This is a genomic window from Lysinibacillus sp. K60, from assembly GCF_019731275.1.
GTDB classification, from domain to species: Bacteria; Bacillota; Bacilli; order Bacillales_A; family Planococcaceae; genus Lysinibacillus; species Lysinibacillus capsici.
Map to the genome: position 1 here is coordinate 81,523 of NZ_JAASJR010000010.1, position 13,796 is coordinate 95,318.

Consider the following 13,796-nt stretch of genomic DNA (forward strand, 5'->3'; position numbering starts at 1 on the left):
TATGGTAGGACTTATCCTAAAAGATTTAATGACCATTCAACGACAAATGAAAGCACAAGCATTTGTTCTTTTATTTCTTCTTGTGATGGCGATTTTTATGCAACAAAGCGCAATGCTTCTAGCTGTTATTGTTTTTATTGTTACGATACAAGCGATAACTGTGCTTAGCTACGATGAACACAGTAAGTGGGATAAATACGCTAATACTTTACCAATTTCTAAAGCGGATATCGTTTTTAGTAAATATATACTTAGTGTGATGTTAATGATCATCGGACTTGTTATGGCATTACCTATCATATTTTTCATCAATTTTTTTACCAATAACGACATTACTTCAGAATTTTTCCTAACGTTTAATTTGATTGTAACATCGGCGCTCTGTTTATTAGCCATATTACTACCTATCTATATTAAATTTGGCTCTATTAAAGGAAGAATAGTCCTCATTGCATTTTGTTTTATCCCTGGCTTCTTAACGGGGATGTTTAAAGAATATATCCCTGATATGACTCAAACCTTTTTATATTTAAAGCAATATGCCTATTTAGCACCTTTAGTCGGACTTATATTGCTCTGCCTCTCCTCTCTAGTTTCTACTGCTATTTATAAAAGAAAAGAGTTTTAGGAGGGATCTCATGCGAGCACTGTTGTTACAAAGAATCGTCGTACAAAAATGGACTATTCTTTTTACAATGATGATATGTTTACTTCTTCATTTTGTACATTTACCTTTTGTAGATAGTCCTTCTATTGGATTATTTGTTGTCGTTATTTCAGCCAACATCGTAGATAATTTATATAGAGGCGATCGTCAAGTAAAGTGGACAATGTATGTCAATACGCTACCTCTATCAAAGAAAACACAATTGCAATCCGATTTTTATTTTGCTATGGCCTAATTGCATTGCTCTTTATTATCCTTGCGCCTACGTATTTCTCACAACCTGATGCATCTGAAAATTTTATAGAGCATCTTGCTATGTACTGTGCCTATATAAGTAGCGCCTCTTTCCTCATCTGTAGTCAATTTTATATTCAGCATCTTGATGAAACAAAGGGAATGCGGTCTGTTAGAATGCTTACAGCTATTGTGCTTATCATTCTGCTGAATTTTGTTATTCATTACTATTTATCACTAGTAGCTGCAAATTTAATTATCTTATTCATACCAACACTGGTTAGTATCCTCATCACTTTCCGTGTCTTTCAAAAATGTCTTTATTTATATATGGCAAAGGAAATTTGCTAAACATTCATCAAAAAATAGGCTACCTTATTTGGCAGCCTATTTTTAGTCGTGTTGAATAACAAAACAAAAGGAATGTCTTTCCGTTGCAGGCTACTTGCTTTCCTACGTGCATGCAGAGCCGCTTCCTTCGTTACCTCTCCGTTTAGAGGCTGACTTGTCTCGCTATCCCACGGGAGTCAGTTACCTTCCGCGCCCCCCGTAAAGTGTTACCTTTTATAGCTGTAACAAATGCTATCTTATTAAAATATCTTTATTCGCTAGGACCTATGATTGAGATAGCTGGTTCTGCTTTTAAAATTTTAGCGATCAGCCGATCTACTGACTCCATTGATACGGCATCGATTGATTTAAGAACCTCGTCTACTGTTCGATGCTTGCGATGGACAAGTTCACTTGTTCCATTACGATTCATACGAGCCCCAGTACCTTCTAACCCAAGGACAAAGCTGCCTTTAAGCTGCTCTTTCGCATTATCAAGCTCCTCCTCTGTCACACCACCCGCTACAATATCTAATAAAGTGGCATCGATCGTGTGCTGAAGCTGTGCTAATTGCTGTCGACTAGTACTACCATAAATCGTAAAAGCACCTACATCGGCATAACATGATTGATAGGAAAAAATAGAATAGGCTAGCCCACGTTCTTCTCGTACTTCCTGAAACAATCGAGAACTCATATTCCCGCCAATAATATTGTTAAGCGCTATAAAGCTATACATATCTGGATCTTTTACACCGATTGCTGGATAGGAAATCGCGACGTGTGCCTGCTCTGTATCGCGTATTTTTGTAATTTCTCCCGGATAAAATGAAGGGTTTGTCAGGACAGGTGCCATAGCATATGGTGAAGGTTGATAGTGACCAAATAAATCTTCAATCGTTTGCATAAGCTGAGATGAAATATTACCTGCAATAGAAATAACTACGGACTCTGGCCCATAATGTTTATCCATGTATTGTCGTATAGCATCTGCTGTAAATGTCTTTAATGTAGCAGCTGTGCCTAGTATTGGACGACCGAGTGCATCATTCGGATACATGACTCCCCACAGTTTCTCATGAACATCGTCATCAGGAGCATCTTCGCTCATTAAAATTTCTTCTAATACTACTTGTCGCTCTTTTTCTAATTCTTCTTCCGCAAATGTAGAATTGAAAAACATATCTGCTAGTATAGTGACCGCAAGCTCCGCATGATGATCTAAAACTTTAGCATAGTAACATGTATTTTCTTTCGATGTGAAGGCATTTAGCTCTCCTCCAATTCGATCAAATTCTTCAGCAATTTGACGAGCTGAACGAGTTGTTGTGCCTTTAAACAACATATGCTCAATAAAATGTGTGATACCATTCTCTTCAGGTAGCTCGTAGCGAGAGCCCGCATTCACAAAGATGCCTAATGCCACTGATCTTACATGATCAATTTGCTCTGATACAATACGAACACCATTCTGACATGTATGTACTTGAACCAAACTATCTCCCCCAATTATAAAAATCCTCTACTTTTCTTCTTGCTACTATCGAAAAAGGCTGCGCAATTTACGCAGCCTTTTAATCGATATTATTTTTCTTGTTCAGCGCGCTCTTTTTCCTCTTGAATTACTACTTTGCGAGATAAATTCACACGACCTTGCTTGTCGATTTCAATCACTTTAACAAGTAATTGATCGCCAAGTTTTAAGACGTCTTCCACTTGCTTTGTACGTTCCTCTTGAATTTCAGAAATGTGAAGCAAGCCATCTTTCCCTGGGAAGATTTCGCAAAAGGCGCCGAATTTTTCAATACGTTTCACTGTTGATAAGTAGTATTCCCCTACTTTTGCTTCACGTACGATATCTTCAATAATTTGTTTTGCACGTGCATTCATTGCTTCATCAGCAGAAGAAATATAGATTGTACCATCTTGCTCTGTATCAATCTTAACGCCCGTTTCTTCAATAATTTTATTAATTTGTTTACCACCTGGTCCAATTACATCGCGAATTTTATCAGGATTAATTTTTACAATAACAATTTTTGGTGCAAACGCAGATAATTGTTTACGAGGCTCTGGCAGTGTAGCAAGCATTGATTCTAGAATATGCATACGTCCAACTTTTGCTTGTGTCAGTGCTTCTTCTAAAATATTGCGAGATAAACCATCAATTTTTATGTCCATTTGTAGAGCTGTTACACCTTTAGCTGTACCAGCAACTTTAAAGTCCATATCGCCTAAATGGTCTTCCATTCCTTGAATATCCGTTAAAATAGAATAATGTTCACCTTTTTTAATAAGACCCATTGCAATACCTGCAACTGGTGCTTTTAATGGGACACCTGCATCCATCATGGCTAATGTAGACGCACAAATAGAAGCTTGAGAAGTTGAACCATTTGATTCAAGTACTTCTGATACACAACGAATTGTATAAGGGAAGATCGATTCATCAGGAATTACTGCTTCAAGTGCACGCTCACCTAACGCACCATGACCAATTTCACGACGACCTGGCCCACGGATTGGACCCGTTTCCCCTACAGAAAATTGAGGGAAGTTATAATGGTGCATAAAGCGTTTTGACTCTTCCACACCCAAACCGTCAATAATTTGTACATCACCAAGCGCACCTAATGTACAAATAGAAAGTGCTTGTGTTTGTCCACGTGTAAACAGACCTGAACCATGTGTACGTTGTAATAAGCCTGTTTCAGAAGAAAGTGGTCGGATTTCGTCTAGCTTACGACCATCTGGACGAATCTTATCTTCCGTGATTTGACGGCGTACTTCTTCTTTTACCATCTTGTCAAGAATTGTGTACACTTGTTTCATTGTTTCGTCATCTGCTTCTTGCTCTTCGTAGGAAGCGATAACTCGCTCTTTAACAGCTTGAATTGCCTCATCACGAGCATGTTTCTCTGCCGTTTGAATTGCGTCATGCATATCAGTCTCACAAGCTGCTTTTATATCGGCTTGAATTGCTTCGTCAATTTCAAATAGTGTCACTGGTAACTTTTCTTTACCAACCTCTGCCACAATTTGCTCTTGGAAAGCAATGATTTTTTTGATTTCTTCATGACCGAACATAATTGCTTCTAACATGATTTCCTCTGGTACTTCAAGTGCACCCGCTTCAACCATATTGATAGCATCTTTGTTCCCTGCTACAGATAAATGAATTGTTGAGCGATTCGATTGCTCTACTGTCGGGTTGACAATGAATTCTCCATCAATATAACCAACTTGTACACCTGCTATTGGCCCATCAAATGGAATATCAGAGATCGCTAATGCTAATGATGAACCAACCATTGCTGCCATTTCAGATGTACAGTCAGGATCATTTGACATAACCATAGAAATAACTTGTACTTCATTACGGAAACCATCCGGGAACATCGGACGAATCGGACGGTCGATTAAACGGCTTGCTAAAATCGCCTTTTCAGATGGACGTCCTTCACGCTTAATAAAGCCGCCAGGAATTTTACCTGCAGCATATAGACGCTCTTCATAGTTTACTGTTAATGGGAAGAAATCAAGTGGTTTAGGTGATTTTGACATTGTTGCTGTAGCAAGTACAGAAGTATCGCCATAGCGTACTAATGCGGCTCCGTTTGCTTGTTTTGCTAACTGTCCTACTTCAATTACAAGTGGACGGCCAGCCCATTCATAGGAATAGACTTTCTTTTCGTTCATTCAATGAACCCCTCTCTATTATAAAAACACTTACTTCGTCTGTATGTACTAATAGTAAGTGTACCAAAAATGCTTGTTCTATGCTAAATAATATTTCATGAAATAATCATACATTTAAATTCAGTTATTGCCAATTTATTTAAGATTTATTTCTTTATTTTATTGAAAAAGCATTTTTGGTATATGGATTTTTTTATATTGATTCCTTCTTGACGAAAAGTAATGTATGTAAATGGAAATAACTGCTTCGCTAACATTAGTTTTTCACGTACAAGTTTAAACAATAGACTTATTATAACATGGAGCTTATCATACAACATCCTATAAGGTAAAAGAAAGTCGGATCATCTTGGAAAGTTAGTAAGTCAGGCAAATAATAGTCGGATATACATAGTGTTGAAAAACAAAATCATCAATAAAATTTTTGTGAAAGTTGCGTAAGGGAGTATCGGACGCCCAGTGGAACGGAAATCACCCCCTCACCTTGCAAGAAGGGCTTTTCTGCTAGTGATATTTCTTTTCTCAACAACATGAATACCCCACCCATATAATGGGCGGGGTATATTCAGACTAATGAGTAGTCTCCTAATATAATATAAGATATGTAAAAAGTTTATTATGTAATTTTAGAAACAGGTTGAACAACTTCTTTTTTCTTATTTCTCGCCATCTTTTCACCTATGATAGGCATAATGAAGCGGTCAAGCCCGAATTTTCCAGCATTGTAACCAGCAACGGCTATAAAGATTGCAAGTAAAATATCCCAAGGGTTGCTAGATATAGTACCTGCCATTAAGAAGGCAAAATTCATGACCATACCGAAAAATGCAGCATATGTCGTTAAGCATCCCAAAATTAATCCTAGCCCTACTAAAAACTCTCCCCAAGGCACAAGAATATTAATTAGCTCAGCATTTGGCAAAGCAAATGATTCAATAAACTTTACATACAGTGGGTATGCGAGCTCTTCTCCACTTGTCACTGGATTTGCAATAGCATTGGCTAAAAAGCCAGATGCATCAAAGCCATTAAACAGTTTTCCCCAACCTGCTGTAAGCCAATGCCAGCCTAAATAAACACGAATAACTGTTAAAATACCTGCAACAATATTATTCTCTCTTAATAATTGGTTAAACATCCTACTCACCCTTCTAAATGATTTAGTTTACATTTCACCAACTATTATTTTCTAACCCATAGCCATCGTTTACGAGTATCCAATGATAGCATTTAGATTGTATGATTGACGCTTATGTACCAATTGTCTTGAGCCTCTATCCTATAATTTGCTTGATTGTATTTCGTGAAATATAATAGCAATCTAGCATTCAATTTATCTACTTCAATTACACTTGCAAATGATGATCGCAATGACTATAACATGGGCTGTGAAATGTGATTAGAATATATCACCCTTTTATCAAGTATCAAATCATTTTTATCTATCGTTCATCGGAGTGTAGAAAAGTTATGGCTTATTGTTGAACAAAATTAACAAGATTATCGCAAAAAAAAAGACTGTAGACAAACATCAGTTTGTCTACAGTCTAATATAGGATTACTTTTGCTATTAATTAGCGACGTAAGCCTAAACGGTTGATTAATTCACGGTAACGTTGTACGTCTGTTTCACGAAGATATTTTAATAAGTGACGACGACGACCTACCATTTTAAGAAGACCACGCTCAGAGTGGAAATCTTTTTTGTGAGTACGTAAGTGAGTATTTAGAGCATTGATTTCCGCTGTTAATACTGCAACTTGTACTTCTGGTGAACCAGTGTCACTTTCGTGAGTACGGTACTCAGCGATAATTTCGTTTTTACGTTCTTTTGTAATAGCCATGTGTATGGACCTCCTAAATTATAATTAATCCCCATTAGCACAGTAAACGTTGGAGTCATCGATATACCGAGCTAAGGTTAAGCATTTATGCACTTATGAATATTATCATACATTACTTAATCAAGCAAGTAAAACGTCGACTTGGATAATGTGACTACAATGATGAAGTACGTATTATAGCTCATTAAAGTAACGGATTGCTTCTTGTTTATCCTTTTCAATTTGCGATTTCAAGGCCTCAATACCATCGAATTTCCGTTCACTTCGAATACGTTTATACCACGCCACATGTACTTCTTCACCGTAGATATTTTTATCAAAGTTTAAAATATGGACTTCAATCGATAATTGCTTATCATTTGGGTCTTTGAAAGTTGGTTTATAGCCCACATTACAAACACCATCATACCAGCTATTTTGTACAAGCAGACGAACAGCATAGACACCACTTGCTGGAATAAACGTTCCCTCTAAAGCTTGGACATTTGCTGTAGGGAAGCCAATAGTACGACCACGCTTATCACCATGTACAACAATCCCATTGATTTCAAATGGTCTCCCTAATAACACTGTTGCTTCTTCCATATCGCCTTCTTGTAATAGCTTGCGGATACGGGTAGAGCTGATTTTCTCAACATCATCTGTTTTCTTCTCAACAATTGTAACGCCATAATCACCATTGCTTAATACACGCATATCTTCCATTGTTCCCTTACCAAATGCTCCAAACGAATAATCGAAGCCAGCTGTCACATGCTGAACATTTAATCCACGGATAAATGTATCGATAAATGCCGCTGGGGAAAGTTTGGCAAAATCAGAAGTGAAGTGGACAACGAATACCGTATCCACACCCTGTTCTTCAAACAGCTGTAATTTTTGCTGTAAGAGTGTAATATAAAAAACCTTTTCGTTACGTCCACCAAGGACTAATGAAGGATGTGGATCGAATGTCATCACTGCAGTAGGAATTTGTCGCTTGTTTCCTTCTTCCTTAGCTGCCTTGATAACTGCTTGATGCCCTCTATGTACACCATCGAAAAAGCCAAGAGCTAATGAATACGGCTGCATGCTTTCTCGTTGCTGTAATTGATGTGGGTATTTTAAATGAATGACCTCCATTGAAAAATCCTCCTACTCTATCGTCGGAAACATCTTATGTGGCTTCATCAAACCATCCTTTGTTGGGTGAGCTTGATAAACCGCAACTGCCTTTCCATTGATTCCATACACAATTTTATCATGACTATTTAATAATGCATCTGCTGGAAGCACTTGTCCATTGAAAATTTCTTTTTCATTGGCATTCGTAATCTCAATAAATGGATAGTCTGCTAATGCATACTCGACAGGTAAAATACAGGTAGCTACTTGCTCAGCCTCCATTAGTTCAGCAACCTGTGCTAACGTAAAACAGTTTTCCCGTGTAAAAGTACCTGAAGCAGTTCGTACAAGCTCTTTCATATGCGCTGGATAGCCAAGAGCCTCACCAATTTGCACAGCTAATGTTCGAATATATGTCCCTTTACTACAAGCGATACGTACTGGAAATGTAATTTCTTGCCCCTCATAATGTGCTAGTTCATCAAGTAGCTCTAAATCATAAATTGTTACTTGGCGAGTTGGTCTTTCAACACTTTCGCCTTTTCGCGCATATTCATAGAGGCGCTTCCCATTTACTTTTACTGCTGAAAACATGGGTGGTGTTTGTTCAATAACGCCAGTTAATGAAGCTAAAACCTCTAACAACTGCTCCCGAGAAAAATTTTTTATCGTAAGATCTTCTTCAACGGTTTCACCTTCTGCATCCTCGGTTGTTGTGGTACGACCTATTGAAATAATTGCTTCATAGATTTTCCCTGCATCAGTTAGATATTCTGCTATTCGAGTTGCTTGGCCAATACAAATTGGTAGTACGCCCTCAACACCTGGATCAAGTGTCCCTGTATGTCCAACTTTTTTTGTCCGCAAAATTTTGCGTAATTTAAAGACACAGTCATGGCTTGTCATGCCTCTTTCTTTCCAAAGCGGTAAAATACCGTTCATATAGCTCCTCCCAAATTGCCTACTCTATAATTTATTTACTCATCGGCAATATAACCTTTTCCATAAAGATAAAAAGTCTGCCTGCATAAACATGCATGTGGCAGACTTTTTTAGCTTATTCTTTGTGTAAATCTCTAAGCAATGAATCAATACGGTTCCCATATTCAATCGATGAATCAAATTCAAAGATTAATTCTGGTGTACGTCGTAAACGAATGCGTGATCCGATTTCAGAGCGAATGAAGCCCGAAGCTTTTACTAAAGCTTTGAGCGTTTCCTCTCGTTCACGTTCATTGCCTAAAGATGTAATATAAATTGTCGCTTGCTGTAAATCACCCGTTACTTCAACACCTGTAACAGTCACAAAACCAACACGCGGATCTTTTATTTTACGGCCAAGTATATCACCAAGCTCCTTTTTCATTTGCTCGGCAACACGGTTTGAACGTAGAGACATAATTTGTCACCTCTATTTCGATGTACAGATAGTTGATATTTTATTGCTGTGCATGCTTCTCAACTATCTACTGTTACTTATAAATAATCTCGCCACACATTAAGCTGTTCCCATGACGGATTTGACTGTAAATAATGGAGCGCGTGATTAATTTCCCGTTCAGCTGCTTCTTTTGATGATGAAACAGCAACAAGTGCTAATTTCGTTCGCTGCCATACATTTTGATGGTCAATTTCCGCAATTGAAACGTTAAATTTCTGCTTTGTGCGGGTAATCATACGCTGTAAGACAGCACGTTTTTCCTTTAACGAATGGGCAGTTTGAATGATAAATTCAACCTCTGCATACACGATCATTAGGCGCGTTTAATCTCTTCCATAATATAGGCTTCAATAATATCGCCTTCTTTAATATCGTTGAAGTTTGTAATTGTAATACCACATTCGTATCCTTTTGCCACTTCTTTTACTTCATCTTTGAAGCGTTTAAGCGTATCTAACTCACCTTCGAAAATAACGACATTATCGCGGATCACACGTACACCTGAATCACGCGTTACTTTTCCTTCAGTTACATATGAACCAGCAATTGTACCAACTTTTGATACTTTAATTGTTTGACGAACTTCTGCTTGACCAATAATTTTTTCTTCAAATTCAGGATCAAGCATACCTTTCATTGCTTGTTCAATCTCTTCAATTACTTTATAGATAATGCGGTGTAAGCGAATATCTACGCCCTCTTCTTCTGCTGCACGTTTTGCGTTAACATCCGGACGGACGTTAAATCCAATAACAATCGCATTAGAAGCTGCTGCAAGAGAAATATCAGATTCGGTAATAGCTCCAGCACCTGTGTGAATAATTTTCACATTTACGCCTTCCACATCAATTTTCATTAGGGAGGCTGCCATTGCTTCAACAGTACCTTGAACGTCAGCTTTCACAATTAAGTTAAGCTCTTTCATTTCGCCTTGGCTCATTTGTTCAAATAAGTTATCAAGCGTTACACGTTGTTTTTCTGAACGTTGTGCTTGAATCGCTGACATTGCTCTTGTTTCCCCAACTTGGCGCGCTGTTTTTTCGTCTTCAAAGACAACGAAACGGTCACCTGCTTGAGGTACATCATTTAAACCTGTAATTTCAACTGGAGTTGATGGACCAGCTTCTTTTACACGACGACCTTTATCATTTACCATCGCACGTACACGACCATACGTATGACCTACAACGATTGGGTCACCTACTTTTAATGTTCCATCTTGTACTAAAAGCGTAGCAACCGAGCCACGACCTTTATCAAGCTGCGCTTCGATTACTGTTCCAAGTGCTAAACGTTCTGGGTTTGCTTTAAGCTCTCCAACTTCAGCTACAAGTAAAATCATTTCTAACAATGTATCAATGCCTTCACCTTTTAACGCTGAAATTGGAACGAAAATTGTATCTCCACCCCATGCTTCAGGAACTAAGCCATGTTCTGTTAATTCTTGCATCACACGATCTGGATTTGCCGATGGTTTATCCATTTTATTCACAGCCACAATAATTGGTACTTCAGCTGCCTTGGCGTGATTAATCGCTTCTACTGTTTGTGGCATAACACCATCATCAGCAGCTACAACTAAAATTGTTAAATCCGTTACTTTTGCACCACGTGCACGCATTGTTGTGAAAGCCGCATGTCCTGGTGTATCAAGGAATGTAATTTTCTTGTCGCCTTCTGTAACTTGGTATGCACCAATATGTTGTGTAATACCACCAGCTTCTCCTGCTGTTACTTTTGTATGACGAATAGAGTCTAATAAAGTTGTTTTACCATGGTCAACGTGACCCATAATTGTTACAACTGGCGGACGTTCTGATAAATCTGCCTCGTTTACTTCTTCTGTTTGCTCGAAGTGTGTTTCTAAATCCGTAATATCTACACGAATTTCCTCTTCCACTTCTACACCATAGTCTGCGCAAATTAATTCAATTGCATCCTTATCTAATTCTTGGTTAATTGTTGCCATTACGCCAAGCATGAATAATTTTTTAATGATTTCAGATGGCTCACGGTGTAATTTTTTTGCTAATTCTGCAACTGATAATGATTCAACAAAAGTAATTTTTTCTGGAAGTTCCTTTTGTTTCACTGGAATTGATGGTTGATGCGTTTTTGGATGGCGACGTTTGCCTCCATGAATCCCTGGTTTTGGACGTTGGTTGTAACCACCGCCACCTCTACGATTATTATTGTTATTATTATTATTTTGTGTCATATTTCTATTTTGATTACCTTTTGTATTCTTAGATTTTTCGTTAGACGAATTTGAGTTTTGCTGTGCATGTTGCTGATTGTTTGCTTTTGGCTTAGAAGTAGCAGATTGCTGCCTTGGTCCTTCTTGCTTTTTCACCGAATGCTGTGGTTTTTGCTGGCCATTTGATTGAGGTTTTTGTGCCATGTTTTGAGTTGATTGTTTTGCTACATTTTTCTCAGGTGTTGCTTTAAATGTTTGGTTTAACTTTGCCACAGCGTCTTTTTCCAACATAGACATATGGTTTGTTACACTCACATTTAATTTACTTAGTGCTTCAATAACCTCTTTACTCGTTTTATTCACTTGCTTCGCATATTCATGAACTCTGATTTTGGTCATCTGCTCACCCCCGATTAGTTTTCGTTGAGTAGACTAGACAATTTACTTGCAAAACCTTTATCGGTAATAGCTAAAGCCACTCGGGCCTCCTTACCTGTAGCATGTCCTAGATCATATCGATCTCCAATTACATGATACTCAACGTTGTAGTACGTGCACTTATCTTGAATTTTTTTACTAGAGTTTTTAGAAGCATCGTTTGCAAGCAGTACTAGTTTAGCATTGCCATTGCGGACTTCCTTTACTACTAACTCTTCTCCTGAAATCACCTTACGTGCTCTTGCTGCGATTCCAAGCAAATTAAATATTGCTTGATTCATCATAAAATTGACTCCCTACGAATCAGCAAAATAAGTTCCTCGTATATTTCTTCAGGAATTTTCACATCAAGTTGGTGCCCTAATACATTTTTCTTACGCGCAAGGTCAACTGCCTGCTCTGATTTAGAGACATAGGCACCACGCCCAGGCTTTTTCCCGGAGACATCTACACTTACTTCGCCCTCTTTCGAACGAACAACACGTATCATCTCTTTCTTTGGTAGCATTTCTCCAGTTGCTACACATTTACGAAGAGGTACTTTTTTGTTTACAGCCATAAGAATCACCATTCCTCTCTGAAGCTTGTCGTAAGAGGTGGACAAGTCATGCTCTACTTGACGCTCTGACAGTATTCAGTCGGCGTAGGGGGCCCACTGAATACTGTCAGCTAACTTGTCACACGGGCTTTCTTACTTATTCTTCGTCGTCTTGATATAAGTCAACTGCTACATCATTAAAATCACTTTCTTCATCATCAGCAGGGATGAAAGTGCTTGTAGCCGAAGGATAAATACCTAATTCACGAGCATCAGTCTCACTCTTAATATCAATTTTCCAGCCAGTAAGCTTCGCTGCTAGGCGAGCATTTTGCCCACGTTTACCAATAGCTAGAGATAATTGATAGTCTGGTACAACGACTGTTGTAGACTTTTCTTCTTCATTCACTTGTACATCTAATACTTTTGATGGGCTTAATGCATTAGCTACAAATACAACTGGATCTTCAGACCATTCTACGATATCAATTTTTTCGCCATTTAGTTCATTGACAATCGTTTGTACACGAGCACCTTTTGCCCCAACACATGAACCAACTGGATCCACTTCCTCATTATGTGCGAAAACAGAAATTTTAGAGCGATCTCCAGCTTCACGTGCAATTGATTTAATCTCTACAATACCCTCATAAATTTCAGGTACTTCCATCTCAAATAATCGACGTAATAAACCAGGATGTGTACGAGACACAATCACTTGAGGTCCACGTGTTGTTCGTTCTACTTTTGTAATATACACTTTAATACGATCATGTGGTTGATAAGATTCACCTTGGATTTGTTCATTAACAGGCAATGCCGCTTCTACTTTCCCTAAACCTACATAGATATTACGAGCATCTAAACGTTCAACAACGCCAGTTACGATATCATCTTCACGATCTACGTATTGCTCATAGATTAAACCTCGTTCCGCTTCACGTACGCGTTGTGTAACTACCTGCTTTGCTGTTTGTGCAGCAATGCGTCCAAAGTTACGCGGTGTTACTTCCTGTTCCACGATGTCCTCTAGCTGATAGGCTGGATTAATGACTTTTGCATCTTCTAAAGAAATTTGCAAACGATCATCTTCTACCTCTTCCACAACATCTTTACGTGAAAATACACGAATTGAGCCCTTATCTAAATTTAAGTCTACTCGAACATTTTGTGCTTGGTTAAAGTTGCGTTTGTAAGCTGTAACTAATGCCGCTTCAATGGCTTCGATTAACACATCTCTTGAAATTCCTTTTTGTTCTTCTAGCGCATTCAGCGCATCTAACAAATCACTACTCATTTTGTTT

14 protein-coding genes are annotated in these 13,796 nt (G+C 38.2%); 2 read left to right on the forward strand and 12 right to left on the reverse strand.

All coding sequences use genetic code 11. The features are described from left to right. The first annotated feature begins 1 nt into the window (after position 1). Together HCH28_RS19510 and HCH28_RS25170 are read left to right on the forward strand one after the other, a co-directional pair. Positions 2–628, forward strand: a complete 627-nt coding sequence (locus tag HCH28_RS19510; RefSeq protein ID WP_221682740.1) for an ABC-2 transporter permease — start codon at positions 2–4, stop codon at positions 626–628. A gap of 10 nt (positions 629–638) precedes the next feature. Beyond that, complete coding sequence (locus HCH28_RS25170) at positions 639–902, forward strand: ABC-2 transporter permease (protein WP_255601694.1); 264 nt, start codon at positions 639–641, stop codon at positions 900–902. A gap of 600 nt (positions 903–1,502) precedes the next feature. On the opposite strand, the gene HCH28_RS19520 is transcribed toward HCH28_RS25170, so the two are convergent. From HCH28_RS19520 to nusA, 12 genes are all read right to left on the reverse strand, one after another. After that, positions 1,503–2,726 (reverse strand): M16 family metallopeptidase, encoded by a 1,224-nt coding sequence (locus HCH28_RS19520; protein WP_221682741.1) that lies wholly within the window; start codon positions 2,724–2,726, stop codon positions 1,503–1,505. 89 nt (positions 2,727–2,815) lie between these two features. After that, positions 2,816–4,930: a polyribonucleotide nucleotidyltransferase gene (gene pnp, locus HCH28_RS19525; RefSeq protein WP_004224987.1), complete on the reverse strand. Its 2,115-nt coding sequence runs from the start codon at positions 4,928–4,930 to the stop codon at positions 2,816–2,818. Between the two features lie 616 nt (positions 4,931–5,546). After that, positions 5,547–6,068 (reverse strand): DoxX family protein, encoded by a 522-nt coding sequence (locus HCH28_RS19530; RefSeq protein ID WP_202341651.1) that lies wholly within the window; start codon positions 6,066–6,068, stop codon positions 5,547–5,549. Positions 6,069–6,504: 436 nt separating this feature from the next. Beyond that, entirely contained in the window at positions 6,505–6,774 is a 270-nt protein-coding gene (gene rpsO / locus HCH28_RS19535; RefSeq protein ID WP_008178982.1) for a 30S ribosomal protein S15, read from the reverse strand. A 174-nt stretch (positions 6,775–6,948) separates the two neighbouring features. Then, positions 6,949–7,896, reverse strand: a complete 948-nt coding sequence (gene ribF / locus HCH28_RS19540) for a riboflavin biosynthesis protein RibF (RefSeq protein WP_221682742.1) — start codon at positions 7,894–7,896, stop codon at positions 6,949–6,951. A gap of 12 nt (positions 7,897–7,908) precedes the next feature. Continuing rightward, positions 7,909–8,820, reverse strand: coding sequence for a tRNA pseudouridine(55) synthase TruB (gene truB / locus HCH28_RS19545; RefSeq protein WP_221682743.1), 912 nt, complete (start codon positions 8,818–8,820; stop codon positions 7,909–7,911). A 115-nt stretch (positions 8,821–8,935) separates the two neighbouring features. Next, positions 8,936–9,277, reverse strand: coding sequence for a 30S ribosome-binding factor RbfA (gene rbfA, locus HCH28_RS19550; protein WP_004225003.1), 342 nt, complete (start codon positions 9,275–9,277; stop codon positions 8,936–8,938). Between the two features lie 77 nt (positions 9,278–9,354). After that, entirely contained in the window at positions 9,355–9,633 is a 279-nt protein-coding gene (locus HCH28_RS19555; protein ID WP_004225006.1) for a DUF503 domain-containing protein, read from the reverse strand. Continuing rightward, on the reverse strand, positions 9,633–11,915 hold the full coding sequence (gene infB, locus HCH28_RS19560) for a translation initiation factor IF-2 (protein WP_221682744.1): 2,283 nt from the start codon (positions 11,913–11,915) through the stop codon (positions 9,633–9,635). The genes HCH28_RS19555 and infB overlap by 1 nt, the downstream gene beginning before the upstream one ends. A gap of 14 nt (positions 11,916–11,929) precedes the next feature. Then, positions 11,930–12,238 carry a YlxQ family RNA-binding protein gene (locus tag HCH28_RS19565; protein WP_016994544.1) on the reverse strand — a complete coding sequence of 103 codons (309 nt, stop codon included), beginning with the start codon at positions 12,236–12,238 and terminating at the stop codon, positions 11,930–11,932. Beyond that, positions 12,235–12,513, reverse strand: a complete 279-nt coding sequence (rnpM, locus tag HCH28_RS19570) for an RNase P modulator RnpM (RefSeq protein ID WP_004269250.1) — start codon at positions 12,511–12,513, stop codon at positions 12,235–12,237. The genes HCH28_RS19565 and rnpM overlap by 4 nt, the downstream gene beginning before the upstream one ends. Before the next feature lie 136 nt (positions 12,514–12,649). Next, positions 12,650–13,789, reverse strand: coding sequence for a transcription termination factor NusA (gene nusA, locus HCH28_RS19575; protein ID WP_221682745.1), 1,140 nt, complete (start codon positions 13,787–13,789; stop codon positions 12,650–12,652). Between the last annotated feature and the right edge of the window lie 7 nt (positions 13,790–13,796).